The organism is Shewanella sp. SM87 (genome assembly GCF_025653705.1).
GTDB classification, from domain to species: domain Bacteria; phylum Pseudomonadota; class Gammaproteobacteria; order Enterobacterales; family Shewanellaceae; genus Shewanella; species Shewanella oncorhynchi.
Map to the genome: position 1 here is coordinate 48,932 of NZ_JAKKSC010000028.1, position 18,267 is coordinate 67,198.

Annotated in this window: 13 protein-coding genes and 1 pseudogene; 12 read left to right on the plus strand and 2 right to left on the minus strand. The window is 47.2% G+C overall.

Annotation, left to right across the window (positions count from 1 at the left end; all coding sequences use genetic code 11):
* Positions 1-39 precede the first annotated feature (39 nt).
* The 11 genes from mreC (at position 40) to L5M11_RS18760 (ending at position 15,448) form a co-directional block, all read left to right on the plus strand.
* Positions 40-1,044 (plus strand): rod shape-determining protein MreC, encoded by a 1,005-nt coding sequence (mreC, locus tag L5M11_RS18710; protein ID WP_263148058.1) that lies wholly within the window; start codon positions 40-42, stop codon positions 1,042-1,044.
* Complete coding sequence (gene mreD, locus L5M11_RS18715; protein ID WP_105251286.1) at positions 1,044-1,532, plus strand: rod shape-determining protein MreD; 489 nt, start codon at positions 1,044-1,046, stop codon at positions 1,530-1,532. Before mreC ends, mreD begins: the two co-directional genes overlap by 1 nt.
* A gap of 2 nt (positions 1,533-1,534) precedes the next feature.
* The gene (locus L5M11_RS18720; protein ID WP_263192960.1) at positions 1,535-2,140 is read left to right on the plus strand and encodes a Maf family protein; all 606 of its coding nucleotides are present in this window, start codon (positions 1,535-1,537) and stop codon (positions 2,138-2,140) included.
* A gap of 218 nt (positions 2,141-2,358) precedes the next feature.
* Complete coding sequence (gene rng / locus L5M11_RS18725; protein ID WP_263178720.1) at positions 2,359-3,825, plus strand: ribonuclease G; 1,467 nt, start codon at positions 2,359-2,361, stop codon at positions 3,823-3,825.
* Positions 3,825-8,171: a YhdP family protein gene (locus tag L5M11_RS18730; protein WP_263192962.1), complete on the plus strand. Its 4,347-nt coding sequence runs from the start codon at positions 3,825-3,827 to the stop codon at positions 8,169-8,171. Before rng ends, L5M11_RS18730 begins: the two co-directional genes overlap by 1 nt.
* Positions 8,095-8,925 (plus strand): carbon-nitrogen hydrolase family protein, encoded by an 831-nt coding sequence (locus L5M11_RS18735; RefSeq protein ID WP_263192964.1) that lies wholly within the window; start codon positions 8,095-8,097, stop codon positions 8,923-8,925. Before L5M11_RS18730 ends, L5M11_RS18735 begins: the two co-directional genes overlap by 77 nt.
* Positions 8,926-9,065: 140 nt before the next feature.
* Positions 9,066-10,514: a metalloprotease TldD gene (gene tldD / locus L5M11_RS18740; RefSeq protein ID WP_113940074.1), complete on the plus strand. Its 1,449-nt coding sequence runs from the start codon at positions 9,066-9,068 to the stop codon at positions 10,512-10,514.
* Between the two features lie 94 nt (positions 10,515-10,608).
* Positions 10,609-11,991, plus strand: a complete 1,383-nt coding sequence (locus tag L5M11_RS18745; RefSeq protein ID WP_263192966.1) for a TolC family protein — start codon at positions 10,609-10,611, stop codon at positions 11,989-11,991.
* Positions 11,981-12,955 carry an HlyD family secretion protein gene (locus L5M11_RS18750; protein WP_168825663.1) on the plus strand — a complete coding sequence of 325 codons (975 nt, stop codon included), beginning with the start codon at positions 11,981-11,983 and terminating at the stop codon, positions 12,953-12,955. The genes L5M11_RS18745 and L5M11_RS18750 overlap by 11 nt, the downstream gene beginning before the upstream one ends.
* Positions 12,956-13,035: 80 nt before the next feature.
* Positions 13,036-14,253, plus strand: a complete 1,218-nt coding sequence (locus L5M11_RS18755; protein WP_263192968.1) for an ABC transporter permease — start codon at positions 13,036-13,038, stop codon at positions 14,251-14,253.
* A gap of 1 nt (position 14,254) precedes the next feature.
* A complete protein-coding gene (locus L5M11_RS18760) occupies positions 14,255-15,448 on the plus strand; it encodes an ABC transporter permease (RefSeq protein WP_131523437.1) in 1,194 nt (397 codons plus the stop codon).
* An 85-nt stretch (positions 15,449-15,533) separates the two neighbouring features.
* Here L5M11_RS18760 and L5M11_RS18765 read toward each other — a convergent pair whose 3' ends face one another.
* Positions 15,534-15,935, minus strand: a complete 402-nt coding sequence (locus tag L5M11_RS18765) for a hypothetical protein (RefSeq protein ID WP_107402714.1) — start codon at positions 15,933-15,935, stop codon at positions 15,534-15,536.
* 624 nt (positions 15,936-16,559) lie between these two features.
* Here L5M11_RS18765 and L5M11_RS18770 point away from each other — a divergent pair.
* Positions 16,560-17,885, plus strand: coding sequence for an APC family permease (locus L5M11_RS18770; protein WP_131523436.1), 1,326 nt, complete (start codon positions 16,560-16,562; stop codon positions 17,883-17,885).
* A 147-nt stretch (positions 17,886-18,032) separates the two neighbouring features.
* Here L5M11_RS18770 and L5M11_RS18775 read toward each other — a convergent pair.
* Positions 18,033-18,267, minus strand: a pseudogene (locus L5M11_RS18775) (IS4 family transposase); the annotation flags it as partial.

The following is an 18,267-nucleotide window of genomic DNA, read 5'->3' on the forward strand; positions in this document are numbered from 1 at the left end:
CTTCGGTATGGGGCGGTTAATCACCGCCTTAGCTTTCCTATGAAGCCAATTTTTGTTCGTGGTATTTCAAACCAATTCCGTCTGACACTGGCAATTATTTTGTCGGTGGCTTTGCTCGTTGCTAATCATCGCCTCGATCCTGTACGGCAATCGTTATCCTCTTTTTTTAGTCCATTGCAGTATTTAGCGAGCGTGCCCGGTGTTGCGCTTGACTGGTCGTCTGAAAGTTTTGCCACCCGCAATATGTTAGCGTTGCAGAATAAAGAGCTGCTCAGGCAGCAACTGCTGATGAGTGAACGCTTACAGCGTTTCGAACACTTACGCCAAGAAAATGAACGTTTACGCGCACTGTTGGGCTCACCAGCCTACCTTGATTCGCGCAAAATGGTGGCTGAAGTATTGGAGGTTGCTAGCGATCCTTTCCATCACTATGCGGTGCTAAACCATGGTTCACGCAGTGGTGTATTTGTTGGGCAGCCTGTGGTCGACGCCCAAGGGGTTGTTGGCCAAGTGGTACAAGTCAGTGAAATGACCAGTAGGGTGCTATTGCTCTCCGATGTATCACACGGATTACCTGTGCGTATCACCCGTAATGATGTGCGCCTTGTTGCCAATGGTACGGGTGAGCTAGATGAAATAGAACTGCGCCATGTGGCCAAGAGTACTGACATTCGTGTCGGCGATTTGCTGGTCACCTCAGGTTTAGGGAATCGTTTCCCAGAAGGTTATCCGGTCGCGCGGGTAATGGAAGTGTTGACTGAAGATGGTCAAAGTTACGCTCGAGTCACCGCCCAGCCTTTAGCGGCGTTAGATCGTATTCGTTATTTATTGTTGATTTGGCCATCCCCCGATTCTGGTGTGACTTTACCGAGTCAGCCTACCGTGCCTGCTGCGGATCATTCATCGAGCGATAATGTATCAAAAGCAGATAGCGCTGTTCCTGCTGGCGGAAGTGTCACGCCAGCAGAGGCTTCTAAACCTGTGACCGCGCCTGCGACCAAACCGTCAACGGAAACCACTCCTCCTGTGGCTGAGGTGCATTAATGAGTTTTCAGGCCGCCAATGGGCGCTTTATTGTTTGGGTGACATTATTTATCGGCGTGATCAGCCAGATCATGCCTTTGCCAAGTGCTGTTGATGCTTGGCGTCCAGACTGGCTATTAATGATTGTTCTCTATTGGTCTATCGCATTACCCCACAGATACAACATCTTAACCGCATGGGTTTTAGGCCTAGTATTAGATATTTTATTGGGAGCCACCTTAGGTGTGCGCTCTTTAGCCATGTCTTTGGTTATTTATATTGCTATCTTGCATTGCCAGCGTTTGCGAAACTTCCCTCAATGGCAGCAGTCGTTAGTGATCATGCTACTGATTTGTATTTATCACTTAGTGATTTACTGGGTTGAATTTGTGATGCAAGAGGCTGTTTTCAAAACGGATCTATTTTTACCTGCGATTTCAGGATTAGTGATCTGGCCTTGGATATTTTGGATTTTACGTCGGGTTCGACGTCATTATAAGGTTCGTTAACTGTGGATTTAGTTTTAGCTTCAACTTCGCCACGTCGCAAAGAATTATTGGCACAGATTGGATTCGGTCGTCCTGAGTTTAGTTTCACGCAAGTGGCACCTGATATTGATGAAACTGTGCAACAGGGCGAAGCGCCAAGGGATTATGTACGACGTTTAGCCGCTGAAAAAGCCCAAGCTGGACTGGCATTATGCGCAGATATGTCACAGCCTGCTGTATTAGGTTCTGATACTATCGTAGTGCTTGAAAATCAAATATTAGGCAAACCGCTGGATGTGGCCGATGCTAAGCAAACGCTCAGTGAACTGTCTGGCCGAACGCATACTGTGATGACGGCTGTGGCACTGACCTACAAAGCAGGCGAGTCTGACTCAACCTTAAAAATCTCAGTGCGCTTAGTTGAAACACAAGTGCGTTTTTGCGCTTTATCGACAGCTGACATTGAGGCTTATGTGGCTTCAAAAGAGCCCATGGATAAGGCGGGCAGTTATGGCATTCAAGGGCTCGGCGGTTGCTTTGTGGCTGCAATTGAAGGCAGTTATTCTGGCGTTGTAGGTTTACCTCTGGTTGAAACGCGTGAGTTGTTAGCCGAAGTTGGCTTTATTTAACTGCTGCTGGTTGCTTATATTGCGATTTTGGCTTGAGGTTAGAATGAACCTTATTGGCGTTTAGGGCTCTGAATCGAGTACTCCAATGACGTTGACCTTGTTCCTTTATTCGGTTTTCATGCTTAGAGAGTTTGTAACTTCGATTAATTAATCTAGTTTCCCGAATGGGGTGAGTCGTGAATACCAGTCGCTTAAATCCAAATAAAATACAGCGCAAGATGGGTTCAGAATTACTGATCAACGTAACTCCATCTGAGGCGCGCGTTGCTTTAGTTGAGCATGGTGTGCTGCAAGAAGTCCATATTGAACGCCGGATGAAACGGGGTTTAGTGGGTAATATTTACAAAGGTAAAATCAGCCGTGTGTTACCCGGTATGCAAGCCGCCTTTGTCGATATTGGCTTAGATAAAGCGGCTTTTTTACATGCGTCCGACATAGTACCGCACACTGAGTGTGTCGCCGATGTTGAGAAAGGTCATTTCGTTGTTCGTGATATCGCCGAGTTAGTCCGTCAAGGGCAAGACATTATGGTGCAAGTGGTTAAAGATCCGCTGGGCACTAAGGGCGCACGCCTAACGACCGATATCACGCTGCCTTCCCGTTATTTGGTCTTTATGCCAGGTTCTAGCCATGTTGGTGTTTCCCAGCGTATTGAACTAGAAGAAGAACGCAGTCGCCTCAAACAAATTACTTTGCCCTATGTTGATGATGACGGTGGTTTTATTATCCGCACCGCCGCCGAAGGCGTAGGGGAAGATGAGTTATCCCAAGATGCGGCATTTTTACGCCGAGTTTGGTCAAAGGTGAGTGAGCGACGTAAACGCGGTGGTGTGTCGCTCCTGTATCAAGATTTAGCCTTACCTGTGCGCATTGTGCGTGATTTTGTCGGTACTGAGCTGGACCGTATTCAAGTGGATTCTCGCCGCACTTTTGCCGAGTTGCAGTCTTTTGCGCAGGAGTTTATGCCAGAGATTGCCGATAAGATTGAGCACTATTCAGGACCTGCGCCTATTTTTGATCTCTACGATGTGGAGAACGAAATTCAACGTGCACTCGGCCGTAAAGTCGAGCTCAAGTCTGGTGGCTATTTGATCATAGATCAAACCGAAGCCATGACGACTGTGGATATCAATACCGGCGCCTTTGTGGGGCACAGGAATCTTGAAGAAACCATTTTTAATACCAACCTCGAAGCGACCCAAGCGATAGCGAGGCAGTTACGTCTGCGTAATCTCGGCGGTATCATTATTATCGATTTTATCGACATGATGACGGCGGATCATAAGGCTCGTGTTCTTAGTAGCTTAACCAGCGCTTTGTCTAAGGATAGGGTGAAAACCAATGTGAGTGGTTTTTCGGGGTTAGGTCTAGTCGAAATGACCCGTAAGCGTACCCGCGAAAGTTTAGAGCATGTCGTCTGCGGCGAATGTCCGGCCTGCCATGGCACGGGGAGCATGAAGACAGTCGAGACGGTTTCCTATGAGGTCTTTCGCGAAATAATCCGTTTAAACCGTGCCTACGATGCTGATGAGTTCCTGTTGTACTGTTCGCCTGCCGTGTATCAAAGTCTGCATACCGATGATAATCATCTTATTGCTGAACTTGAGGTTTACATAGGTAAGCGCATCCGTTTGCAAAATGAGCCTATGTACTCACAGCACAAATACGATGTGGTGATGATGTAGTGGCTACGCTTTTTACTGCAAAAAAATTTAGCCGTTTTTGTTGGCAATTTCTGGCGCTTATTTTGGTCTTGTTTGCGCTTGCCGTCAGTTTGATCCGTGGCTTATTACCGCAGGTTGATGAAGTTCGCCAGCAACTGGTTAATTACGTAAAAAGCGAATATAAAGTCGATGTGCAAGTGGGGGAGTTATCCGCCCATTGGCAGGCATTTGGCCCTGCAATTAACATCGATGACTTAGTGATCCCGCCACAGGAACAACTGCCTGTGACCTTGATGATCAAGAACGTACAAGTTAAGTTAGATTTTTGGCAATCGCTGCTCACACTCACCCCGCGAATCGAAGATGTCAATTTTGAGGGTGTCCATGTCGCTTTAGACATGGATAAGCTTACCGAGAACGATCCCGCCACAATCAATAAAGCCCCGCAACTCGATTGGCTCTATGCCCTGTTGCTCAAACAACTCGATAGATTCTCCTTAACCAATGCCACAGTGCAATTGCTGAGCATGCACCAAGAGTTTCGCCCGATCCATATTCGTCATTTGAACTGGCGCAATCATGGTGAACGTCACCGCGGTGCGGGAGAGTTGTATCTTGATAGTCATGCCTCTGAGCATGAATCTCTCGGATTACAGTTAGATATCAAGGGCGATGGTGCAAATCCCGACAGTTTGACTGGGCAGATTTATTTGGCGGCTAACTCTTTGGATTTAGGTGAATGGGCTTCACGTCAGCCTAACCCCTATGATTCTACTCAAAAGTTACCCTTAGAAGGGGTTGTCAATCTTAAGGCTTGGCTTACGTTTGCCGACCGCAGCATCAGTTCTGCTATGGTTCATTTTGAGCCGAGCTGGCTGCAATGGACATTAAAGCAAGAGCCGCAGAGATTTGAAATTCAAGCGGGCGATATTGTTTGGCAGCCAAAGGCGACAGGTTGGGAAGTGCAAAGTTCAGGACTGGATTTTGTCACCAATGGTGAGCATTGGCCGGCGTTAACGCTGGCCGCGAAGCGTCAAAACGATGAATTATTTGCCTATGTGAATCAAGTTAATACTCAGAGTCTATTGCCGCTGCTGCCGCTATTTCCTGGAGTCGATAGAGCCGTATTACGTCAATGGCATGCGTTAGCTCCCGAGGCTAGTATTGGACCAATCCGCCTGTATCAAAAAGCCGACCAGCCTTTGCTCGCCAGTACCGAAGTGAAGCAGTTGCATTGGCAGAAGGTCGAGGGTATTCCCAATACTCATCCAATAGATGCAAGCCTGCGCTGGCAAGATAAGACGCTGTATTTCTCTCTACCTGAACAAGTGTACACCCTCGATTTTGGTGATGAATTTTCGGCGCCATTAGTGTTCAATGGGGCGCCAATTAATGGTCAATTCGATACTGAACATCTGAGTTTAAATGTGCCTCAGTTGCAGTTTGAAAACGAAGATATCGGCGTTGATGCAGCATTGAATTTGGACTTTAGCGGTGCTGCACACATGGCGCTGGCGGCCAATGTTCGTATCAACAATGTGGCCAATGCCGACAAGTATTTCCCTAATAAGGCGATGGGTGAATCACTGGCAGAGTATTTGGATACTGGGCTTAAAGCGGGTCAGACCCAAGATGCGCAAGTTGTTTGGCGTGGTTCGTTAAGTGGTTTTCCCTTCGACGATAATAGCGGCGTGTTTCAGGCAGCATTTACCTTAACAGATGCCCAATTTCAGTTTCAACCCGACTGGCCAGCGGTCACAGATCTGTCCCTTAACGCTTTGTTTGAAAATACCCGTATGGATCTTTGGTTAAACCAAGGCAAACTGATGAATGTGGATGCCACAGGTGCCCATGTATTTATTCCCGCTATTGGTGAACAGACGCTGCTAAGGATTGAAGCCGAACTTGCTACTCAAGGCAGTGCGGCGACTAAGGTGTTACAAGCCTCACCTTTGGCGAACTCAGTAGGTAAAACCTTAGATGTCGTGCAAGTGCAAGGTGCTGTCACTGGCACTTTAGACATCAGCATTCCACTGTATGAAGGTGAAGCTGAAGATATTCGTGGTCAAATCCGTTTTGATAATACGCCTGTATATATTGCTCAGCCAGGGCTTCAACTTCATGGCGTGACTGGTGTAGTCGACTTTGCGAATGAAGTTGTGACAGGAAAAGGCATCAAAGCGCGCTTGTTCGAACAACCGCTCAGTTTAACTTTCGACACTCAGCCTAAAGGTAAAGATTTTGGCCTTAATCTTTCGCTGAAAAGTCGTTGGGATCTCAGCCGTCTCCCCGATGAATTACACAATCCCTTGAGCGATTTTTATCAGGGGAAAATCAGTTGGGACGGTGCTATGACTATGCTATTTACTGAGCAAGGTTATCAAATCCAAGCCAAAGTGACTTCGGATATGCAGGGGACGCAACTGTTGCTCCCAGGATACTTTGCTAAACCCGAAAATGAACCACGACCTTTAGTCGCTGAGTTTGTTGGTGATCAAGATAATGCGACGCTCGATGTCAAACTTGCCAGTCATGCCGAGTTTATCGGTGGTTTTGATGCCGATAAAGGTGCAAATTTTAGTTATTTTGACTTGTTATTGGGGCGTTTATTTGATGAGGATGAAGCCAGAAATACGGAACAAGGTCATATTCAAATCGATCTCGGTAAGGCCAAATTAGCCGAATGGTTACCTGTGATTAATGCCTTTGTTGGTCAAGAGAAAATACCGAAAACGGGCATTTTAGTTGATGATATTCCACATAAAAGTTTATTTCCCGCGGTGGCGAGTATCGATTCTCATATCGGTCGGCTCGATCTTTTAGGGCAAGAACTGACGGAGCTTAGGCTTAATGCTAAGCCTAACGAGACGGGATGGCGTTTTAATACCGTTGCCAACGAATTTGACGGTTGGATCGATTTCTATCCAAATTGGAAAACTCAAGGTCTCAAAGTTGTGGCGAATAAATTTTATTTTTCACCTAAGGTAAAGTCGAACACGGATGCCGATTTTGCCAGTGATCAAGTGCTCACTAACTTACCGCCCGTGGCAGTGAATGTGGAAGATTTTCGTTTTTTCGATAAATCCTTTGGAAAGCTTGTTTTGCAGGCGAGCCCACAAGCGGCAGGATATAAGATTCAAACATTGTCTTTGACTACGCCCAATGTCAATTTGCAGGGCAGTGGCATTTGGCAGCAACAGGCTGGACAGAATAAAACTGACCTCAGTGTTGAGTTAAATGCCACTCAGTTTAGTTATCTATCTGCTCAATTGGGTATAGAGCCTGGCGTTAATGAAGCCCCCTTGAAGGTGAATGCGGACTTATCTTGGCAAGGTGCTCCCTATGCCTTCTCCCTCGAAACCTTAAATGGCAAGGTGAAATTCAACTTAGGCAAAGGCCACTTATCTCAGGTGAGTGACAAGGGCGCACGGATTTTCTCCCTGTTCAGTTTAGATTCTTTGGTGCGTAAACTGTCGCTGGATTTCACCGATGTCTTCGGTCAGGGCATGTATTTCAACTCTTTCAATGGCAATCTGCAGATTGATAATGGCGTGGTGAAAACCACAGACACTGAAATGGATGCCATCGCGGGTAACATGAAGGTGCGTGGCTATACGGATCTCACCACTGAAAGTTTGAATTACGATATCCGCTTTGTGCCGCAATTGGCCTCAAGTGTGCCGACTGTCGTATTGCTCAGTACCAGCGCTTGGACACTGGGTCTGGGGGCCTTTGCCCTGACAAAAGTGCTTGAGCCTGTGATTGAAGTGATTTCAGAAATTCGTTTTCGGGTGACTGGGACTATGGCAGAGCCTGTGGTCGAAGAGTTAGAGCGTAAGAGTAAAGAGATTGAAATTCCAGAATCTATTTTACCTGTGGTTGGCGTTGAGCGCCCAGCGGTGCCGACCGAAGCCGCGAGTCATAACGCCGATATCACTCAGCCGGTAGAGACTAAATCGACCGAGGCTCAATTAACAGAAGCTAAGCCAACTGAAACTAAGTTAACTGAAGTTCAGTCAACTGAAGTCAAACCAAGCAACGCTAAATCTGAGCAACAGCTTCAAGCAACACAACCAGAAGCGCTCGAGCCACAAGACGTTAAGCCTGAAGAGGCCAGATCTGAAGAATCAAAGTCAGAAGAGCTAAAGCCAGCAACAGATCAAATTAAAGTGCTCGATTTAAAGCGGGAGCAACCTCAAGCGACGCCTTCGCCTGAAGCGCCGAACACGCCTGCCACACCAGAGAATCAGCCAGCAGTAGAACCGATTAAGCAAATTCAGGGAGAGCAGAATGCACATCAGCCTGTTGCAATGTCAGAGCAGTCGCGACGTCAGCGCCAATCTGCAGTTTATCGAATCGCAGCTTAACGAACTCAAACGGGATGTCGATGCGCCCCATTTAGTCGTGTTACCCGAATGCAGTTTACTGTTTGGTGGCCATGAAAGTCAGCAACTTGCTTATGCGGGTGATGTCCATCAGAGTCCGCTCAAATCGGCGTTAAGTGCACTGGCCGCCAAGTATCGGGTGTTTATGGTCGCGGGGACTATTCCGGCGTTGGCTGAGGATGGTCGTGTCTATAGTCGCAGTTATCTGTTTGATGATAAAGGTGATACTTTAGGGCATTACGATAAACTGCACCTTTTTGATGTGGATGTTGCCGATGGTACAAAACAATATCGCGAGAGCGAAACCTTCTGCCCCGGTGATCACATTAGCGTTATCGATACACCTTTTGGCAAAATTGGCTTAACCATCTGTTATGATTTACGCTTTCCCGACTTGTTTAGGGCGATGCGTCTTGCGGGTGCCGAGATTATTACAGTCCCTTCTGCCTTCACCAAGGTGACGGGGGAATCCCATTGGCAAGTATTGCTACAGGCCAGAGCGATTGAAACCCAATGCGTTATTCTTGCTGCAGCTCAGTGGGGACAGCATAACGAAGGTAGCCGCGAAACTTGGGGGCAGAGCATGATAATCGGTCCTTGGGGGAATATTTTGGCTGAACTCAAAACCGGTACGGGTTGGTTGCAGGCTGAGGTCGACTTAACCGAACTGCACAGTATTCGCAGTAAAATGCCCGTCATGCAGCATAATCGTTTCCGTGAACCAAGCTTGAAATAATGTGCCAGTAGCCAGTAGCCAGCAGACGAGTTGAAATGCTGAATTTGCGCTTGAGTCGATACGCAGCATTAACACATAGAATTAGTACACCGAATTTACACTCAGAATATCAAGATCCCTTGGGGTCAAAGAGAGCATAGATGCCATTTTTAGCACAAGTAGAGCAAAGTTTATTGAAGAATGGGTTAGCGTTAGATGGCCTGCAAACCTATCTAAACACCATACATCAGCACAAAATCGATTATTCCGATCTCTATTTTCAAGGTAGTCGCCACGAATCTTGGGTGCTGGAAGACGGCATCATCAAAGACGGTAGTTTCCATATTGAACGCGGTGTAGGCGTGCGGGCCATCAGCGGTGAGAAAACGGGTTTTGCCTATGCCGACGATATCACTCCTGCCGCCTTAAGCGCTGCAGTACAGGCTGCCCGTGGCATTGCTAGTGCGGGTGAGCAGACTCAGGTACAAGCCTTTAAGCGTCAAAAAGCATTGGCGTTATACGACAGCTTAGATCCGATTGCGGCGATGGAAGAAGTCAAAAAAATCAACCTGCTGAAAGAAGCCGATGCTTTTATTCGCAGTCTAGATAGCCGGATTATTCAAGTGGTGGTTAGCCTTGCTGGTGTGCACGAAGAAATCCTCGTTGCTGCGAGTGATGGCACTCTGGCGGCCGATATCCGTCCTCTGGTGCGTTTTAACTGTAGCGTGATTTTGGAAGAAAACGGTAAACGTGAACGTGGCGGCGCTGGTGGTGGTGGTCGTCATGACTACGGTGTTTTAATGGCAAGCGATGACACAGGTTTACCTATGTGTTTCGCCTTTGCCCGCGAAGCCGTGCGTCAAGCGCAGGTCAATCTAAACGCCATCGATGCACCAGCGGGTGAAATGCCTGTGGTGTTAGGTAATGGCTGGCCCGGTGTATTGCTCCACGAAGCGGTTGGACATGGTTTGGAAGGCGACTTTAACCGTAAAGGCAGTAGTGCCTTTAGCGGCAAGGTTGGTCAGCAAGTTGCGTCTAAGTTAGTGACTGTGGTCGACGATGGCACCTTGCCTAATCGTCGTGGTTCACTGAGTATCGACGATGAAGGTGTACAAACCCAAAGAACGGTATTGATTGAAGACGGTATTTTAAAGGGTTACATCCAAGACAAACTCAATGCTCGCTTAATGGGTGTTGCGCCAACGGGGAACGGTCGCCGCGAATCCTACGCGCATTTGCCTATGCCACGTATGACCAATACTTATATGACGGCCGGTGAGTCAGATCCCAGTGAGATTATCAAATCGGTGAAGAAGGGCATTTACGCCCCTAATTTTGGTGGTGGCCAAGTCGATATCACTTCGGGTAAGTTTGTGTTCTCAGCATCCGAAGCCTATTTGATTGAAAATGGTGAAGTGACTCAAGCCATTAAGGGGGCTACTTTAATCGGTAATGGCCCTGAGGCTATGAGCCAGATTTCTATGGTCGGTAACGATATGGCTTTAGATCAAGGTGTGGGCGTTTGCGGTAAAGATGGTCAAAGTGTGCCTGTGGGTGTGGGTCAACCGACCCTAAAACTCGATAAGCTCACCGTGGGCGGAACAGCATAAAACCTAGAACCTTACGTCTATGGGTTCTAGTCGCTGCCCATCATGAATGTTATCATTCGCAAAGGAAATTAGAGTAACTACTCTAGAGGTGTTAATGAAACTATCACGTGTAGTATGGCTGTGCCTATTATCATTGCCTTCGGCTGGCTATGCTCAGCCGATTAGCTTTACTGATGCTTGGCAGCAAGTGCTGAAGGTGAGCGACAAGTTGCAAGCGCAATCGCAGGAAGTTAACCGCGCTAAGGGTGAACAAGAGGCGGGCGAGAGCTTAAATTTGCCCTCATTAGACATTCGCGGTAACTATATTCATTTGGATAAACCGATTGAGTTTGATCTGAAAGAACTAAACTCTATTACTTCTCTTCCACCAGTAATTGGTGGTTACATTGCGGGTATTCCGCCGCTGCCCTTAAGTGAACAAGATATTTTTAGCGCCAGCTTACAGGCAATGTGGCCGATTTATACGGGCGGACAGATCACTGCGGCTCAAGGTATACACGCGGCTATGGTGGCCGAGAAGCAACAAGAATTACAATTGGCTACTCGTGATTTATTTACCCTGCTGGTGGATAGATATTACGCTGTCGATGTGACGTTGGCATTGGTGAATACTCAGACCGATCTGGTTGGCTCGTTAGCTAAGCATGTTGATCATGCTTTAGCACTAGAGCGCGAAGGGCAAATTGCTAAGGTTGAGCGCCTCAATGCGCAGGTCGCCCTAGACAATGCTAAAGTCAATTTAGGCAGTGCTCGTCGGCAACACGAAATGGCAGTGATCGCGCTGGCTCGTATGCTACAGCAAAGTCAGGTGAGCACAAATTCTCCCTTATTTGTACTGCCACAGGCTCCTTCATTCGCTCAACTCAGCCAAATTACCCTGAGCCAACATCCGGCGCTCAAATTGCTCGAAGCGAAAGAAACGCAAGCGAACGGTTTAATAGCGTTGGAAAAAGGTAAATACCATCCAACGGTTTTCCTCTTCGGTAACTACACCTTGTATGAAGAAGACACACTCTTGACGAGCATCACACCTGACTGGATGGTTGGGGTTGGGGTCAATGTGCCACTGATCAGCCGAGATGGTCGTAGCGGTAAGGTCGAAGCGGCGAAAAGTGCACTCTTACAAGCTCGTTATACCAAGGCACAAACTAAACAAGACTTGAGCCTGCTGGTGGATCAAAGCTATCGCCAATTATTACAGGCCGAGGAAGAAGTGACGGCGCTCGATACTTCGCTCGAACTTGCTATTGAAAACCTGCGCCTGCGTGACATCGCCTTTAATCAAGGGCTTTCAACCTCTATCGACAGAGTCGATGCGGAGCTGAAACTGAGCGCAGTGAAAACTCAGCAATTGGCTGCCCGTTATCGTTATGTGCAAGCCTATGCCAGATTAATGGCCATTAGTGGTCAACTAGATGAATTTATCGGTCGTACCACAGCCCCTACCCAAGTGCAGGAGACAAACAATGCGCGCTAACAGAATACTTGCCCTTGTGGCGTTGGTCGCATTAGGCCTTATCTTAGCCTATGGACTCAAGCTCGCTTATAGCCCGCAGCCGAGTTTGTTGCAGGGCCAGATTGAAGCCCGTGAGTACAATGTTTCGTCCAAGGTGCCAGGCAGAGTCGAGCAAGTGCTCGTGCGCCGCGGTGATAGTGTGGCCCAAGGGGATTTATTATTCGCGATCCGCAGTCCTGAGCTAGATGCAAAGTTAATGCAGGCCGAAGGTGGCCGTGATGCCGCTAAGGCGATGCAGCTAGAAGCCAACAACGGTGCTCGCAGTCAAGAAGTGATGGCAGCCAAGGAGCAATGGCTCAAGGCGCAGGCGGCGGCAACGCTCGCTAAAACCACCTATACCCGAGTCGAAAACTTATTTAACGAAGGTGTGGCGGCAAGACAAAAACGCGATGAAGCCTTTACCCAATGGCAAGCGGCAAAATACACAGAACAAGCTGCCTTAGCCATGTATCAAATGGCAGAAGAAGGCGCGCGGACGGAAACCAAAGTGGCTGCTGCAGGTAATGCCCGTAAGGCTGAAGGTGCAGTGAAAGAAGTTAGCGCCATTATGGAAGATAGCCAAATGCGCGCACCTAAATCGGGTGAGATCAGCGACGTGCTGTTACAGGCGGGTGAATTGGCACCCAGTGGTTTTCCGATTGTCAGTTTGATTGATATGCAGGATGCTTGGGCCGTGTTCCAAGTGCGAGAAGACCAACTTAAACGTTTCAAAAAAGGTCAAAAAATTCAATTAACGATTCCGGCACTCGGGCAGGATGTGGATTTTACTGTGTCCCATATCAGTGTGATGGGTGAGTTTGCCACTTGGCGTTCGACTGAAAGTGGCCATGATTTTGATATGCGAACCTTTGAAGTGGAATTGCGTCCAAACCAGCCGATTACCGATCTGCGTGTCGGCATGTCTGTGCTGCTGCGCAGTGAGTAAAAGTCGTGACTGAACGTACGCCTCACGCCAACGCGGCGGACAAGATTAAGGGCGAATCACAGCCATCGAGCATAAGCTTTATGGCGTTGCTCACAGCGTTAGTTCGCCGTGAGCTGCGTGCCCTATGGCATGACCCTTGGCAGTTAGCGCTGATAAGTTATATTCCACTACTGGGGATTTTATGCTTATGGTGGTTGTTCAGTGCAGGTCTGCCAAGGCAACTGCCCGTGGCGATTGTCGACCAAGATCATAGTCAATTGAGCCGCATGTTGGCTCGTCAGCTTAAGGCAAATCCAGTTACCGATCCGCAAAGTTTTACCGACTTATCCTCGGCGATAAGCGCGATGCAACAGGCGAAAGTCTACGCTATTGTGGTTTTTCCCTATGATATGAAAAAGGATTTACTCACAGGCCATAAGCCTACAATTGATGTGCGCTACAACAGTCAATTTTTGCTGGTGGGTAAGTTACTCTCAAGCCAAATTCAGTTGAGTTTAGGCGCCGGATTACAGCAAGTGGCGGGTTTAAAGCAGCTCGCAAATGGTACACCGAAATCCCAAGTCGCAGTGAATTTAAGCCCAGTCAAAAGCCAAACAACAGCCCTGTTTAACCGAAATAACAACTACATAGGTTTCTTAGTACCGCCAGTGCTGATTGCGCTGTGGCAGTTGTTATCTATGTTAGTGATGGCAAACAGTTTAAATCGAGAGCTGCATTTAGCGCCTACCACTCATGCCGATGGCATGTCGAATCTCTTAACTGAACATTTTTGGCCTAAGGTGTGGGCGAAAATGGTGCTGTTTACGCCGATATTGATGCTGCAGGGCGGCTTTATTTTAGCTTGGCTGTATTTGTATCTTGCTCTGCCGATGGCGGGGAGTTTAGCCCTATTATTGCTCGCGCAATTAGTCATGTTATTGGCAGTCTGGAGCTTAGTGTTATTAATATTTGTAGTGATGCGTGACAGTGCGCGGGTCATCAGCTTTTGTACCGCTTTATTTGCGCCAGCGTTTGCCTTTATGGGCATTACTTTCCCGACTCACGAAATGCCGCAATTAGCCCAGTGGTGGCGACTTATCATGCCATCGAGCCATTATATTGAGTCCCATGTTAGTATCGTGAGTTATGGCGCTACTTGGCCAAGTGTGGCGAGCCAAATCACCAGTTATTGGGGCTTTATCTGTCTGATCCCTTTGATATATTTCCTGTCGCGTAAATTACTGTCTACCACAGTTAACACCAATGCTTCAGTGACGGTTTATGACTCGGACGCAGCTATATCTGCGAAGGGGCAATAGGATGAATTTATCCAATAGCGAACACGCAAACACACCACGTCAGCTCAGTCTGTGGCGACTGATCCTCACTGAGTTTAAGGCCATTATTAGCGATAAAGCGATCGCAGTGACCTTATTTGGCGGTGTACTGTTTTATTCGGTTTTGTATCCTTTACCCTATCTGAATCAAGTGCCGACCGAGCAACAACTGATCGTGGTGGACTTAGATCATTCTTCCCTAAGCCGTCAATTGATCCGTCATGCCGATGCCAGCGCAAAAATTCAAGTCATAGGCCAAGTCGGTTCGATTACCGAGGCGAAGCGTTTTATTGAGACGCGTAAGGCCCACGGCTTACTCGTGATCCCAGAAGGATTCCGCCGCGATTTATTGCTCGGTAAAGGTGTGACGCTAAGCTATGGCGGTGATGCTAGTTACTTTTTGATTTATTCCGCGGTTGTTGAAGGCTTAGTTAGTGCTGGAATGGATGCGGGTAAACAAGTGCAATTGATTGGCATGCTTGCTCAAGGACAAAATCCTAAGCAGGCCCAAGAGAGTTTAAACTCGCTTCATCTTAACAGTGTGCCAGCCTTTAACCAGAGCCTAGGTTATACGCCCTATGTGGTACCTGGACTGTTCTTGCTGATTTTGCACCAAACCTTACTCATAGGTACTGGCATTTTAGGGGCTGGGCAATGGCGGCATAAAGGGTATTGGCAGCAAGTGTCACCGGTGCAATTAGTCTGTGGTCGTATTCTTGCTTTCATGTTGATTTATATCTTCTTTACCAGCTTTTATGTGGGCTATTGTTATCACTGGTATAACGTGAGTATTCAAGCGAGCCTTGGTTTAGTTGCGCTGTGGTTATTGCCGTTTTTACTGGCTACCGCCGCCGCAGGTGTTGCTATGAGCACCTTATTCACTCGCCGCGATTTACCCACCCAAGTGTTACTGCTGATCTCTATGCCTATTCTATTCGTATCAGGTTTTGTGTGGCCGATAGCACTGATCCCAGAACCTTTAGTACTCGGCTCACAGTTTATTCCCGCCGTGCCCGCGATTATGGGCATGCTAGAACTCAATCAAATGGGCGCAAGTTGGGCGAGTGTGATGCCAAAATGGCTGCAACTCTGGGGCTTATTTGCGGTTTTTTTCGGCCTAGCGATGTTGGGGATTAAGCGTCGAGCGAGATTGTTGGATGAAGCTAATCAGCTTTGATGGGACTCGCGGGACAGAGTATCTCGCGAGTGTTTACAGGTTTTGTACTCTACAGGGGCAGTTTAGGTACTTCTGCAATTAATCTTTAGAAGTAGAGACTTTCAACAATTTTACCGTCGACGAGCATATCGCACTTATCGCCTGAGCTCGACTTAGTCGCTTGAATGACGCCGGCAATCGCGCCAAATGCGCCACCTTGGCTGCTGAGTACTGAACCGAAATAGCATTGGCTAGAAATCTTGAAATCCTTGTATTTACCGCTCAAATTTTGAGTCGGAGTATAAGGCGGGAAAGTGCCTTTCATAACAGAATCGCCATTCACAGAGAGTGAAATGTTTTTGCGTTCTGTATCAAAACTGCCACCAAAAACTAAGTTAACACCCTCGATTTCAACGGTTTTTTCTTGAGCGATAATAGGTGGTTTTGCGGCGCAGGCGGCGAGAAAACAGCTGCCAATGGTCAGAGAGACTAAAGTAATTTTACGCATTTCATCTTCCTTTTGATGCGATAAAACAAATGAAGCGGTTGCTTCGCAAATTAAACTGCCCCTGTTTAATTTTTGCCGGAAGATTATATCTATATCTGCTTTATTTCCAATAACAAATTTAAAACAAGTGAAAAAATTATTCAGTTTTGAGCTTGTCCTTCGGCATGTCATCAGCCTTACTGTCATATTCTAGTAGCGTGTCTTAGTGTTCAAACTGCTTTAAGCCATCTTTATCCTTGTCTATTCTATTCCGTTAATTTAACTCTCATCGTGCAGATAGCCATCAAACGGCCCTTATTGGGTTGTCTTCTTGTTGGTTTTGGGGGAGAATGCGCGCCGAAAAAATAACCGAGATACTCAGTATCTCGGTTATTTTTTATTTATGACGTATGTGTTTTAAAACAATTGAGGCCGGTAAACATCCGGAAATGATATGAGGTTCAGTTGAACCTATTTTACTGAGGAAAGACCAATGGGGCTGTTGTGTACCGGATTGTCGGTAGTTGTTGTAAATCAAGTTGTTGCGTTAGCCATTAAACCGAGAGTGCAGACGGTTAGCCGCAAGCAAAAACTAATTGCAGATGCGTGCTTAGGTGTTCAACCCTGTACAATGGGGGTGTGCTGATGAGCCAACAAAATCCGGGTTTGAAGCAGACCCTCAACTTATGGCAAGTGGTGGTGATGGGGCTTGCCTATCTCACGCCGATGGCCGTTTTTGACACCTTTGGTATTGTTTCCGAGATCACCTCTGGCCATGTGGCTACGTCTTATCTATTCGCATTGGCGGGGATTTTATTTACCGCGTTTAGTTACGGTCATTTGGTACGTAAATATCCCTATGCGGGTTCAGCCTACACTTATGCTCAAAAAACCTTTAGCCCGAATGTTGGTTTTATGGTGGGTTGGTCATCGCTGCTGGACTATATGTTTATGCCAATGATCAATATGTTGCTCGCAAAAATCTATTTAACCGCCATGTTTCCCTGCGTCGAACCTTGGATCTTTATTTTCACTCTTGTGACCATAATGACCTTGCTTAATCTCAAGGGGATTGATCTAGTCGCGAACTTTAATGGGGTGATAGTGTTTGCACAGATCGCCATTATTGTGGTGTTCATTGGTCTAATGGCCTATAGCATTTCCCTCGGTGAAGGCGAAGGTGTCGTCGCGAGTGTGCGACCATTTTATGCCGATAATATGGCGATGGCACCATTATTCACTGGGGCGACGATTCTGTGTTTCTCCTTCCTCGGCTTTGACGGGTTAAGTTCACTGACTGAAGAAACTAAAGATGCTCAACGTGTTATCCCTCGCGCGATTGTGTTGACGGCTTTGCTCGGTGGCGTGATTTTTGTTGGCGTGTCTTATTTTTTGCAGCTCTATTTCCCCGATATCTCGCGCTTTCAACAGCTTGATGCGGTATTGCCTGAAATTGCACTCTATGTGGGTGGTAATCTATTCCAGTCCATCGTATTAGTCGCGACCACTGTTGCTGTATTGGCATCCGGTATGGCTGCCCATGCTGGGGTTGCACGGATTTTATATGTGATGGGGCGGGATAATATGTTGCCACGTAAAGGGTTTGCTTATATCCATCCTAGATGGCGAACCCCTGCATTTAATGTCTTGTTGGTGGGGGCGCTTGCGCTATCTGCCGTCTCATTTGATTTAGAAATGGCGCTAGCCTTAGTGAATTTTGGTGCTTTAGTGGCGTTCACCTTCGTGAACTTATCCGTGATTGTGCAGTTTTACCTAAGGGATCGACGTAATAAATCTTTTAGAGACCACCTGCAATACTTAGTATTGCCCCTGTGTGGCGCCGGCACTATTGGCGTGCTTTGGGTGAACTTAGAGCCACAATCACTAGAGTTAGGGCTCATTTGGGCGGCAGTGGGAGCATTGTATTTGGCTTTACGGAGTTTCCGTTTACGCCGCGCAGTAGAGCTATAAAATTAAGAGTTATAAAATTAGTGAGAGTCATGGCTCATAGATGCACAGCTATAACTAAAGATGTGTAGTAGATCTAAGGACTGTGGGTTGTCATCCTCTAATAAAATATTCCAATAAAAAGACCCGCATTAGCGTAATGCCGTTCACTTAAGAGTGAACGGCATTTTTCTTTGGTCTAACCGGGAACTTGTTTTTGCTCATTTTAAGAACTCGTGGATATGCCCTTTCCCGTTTACCATCCAGCTTAAATTGCCGTGCATTTCGTTCTATATCCAATACGTCTCTCGGGACATTCCCCGGTGTTTGTGATGACAGTTGTGTCAACTTGAAGATGATATAACTCGCCGCATCTCGAAAACTCAGTTGATTGGGGTGGACCGAT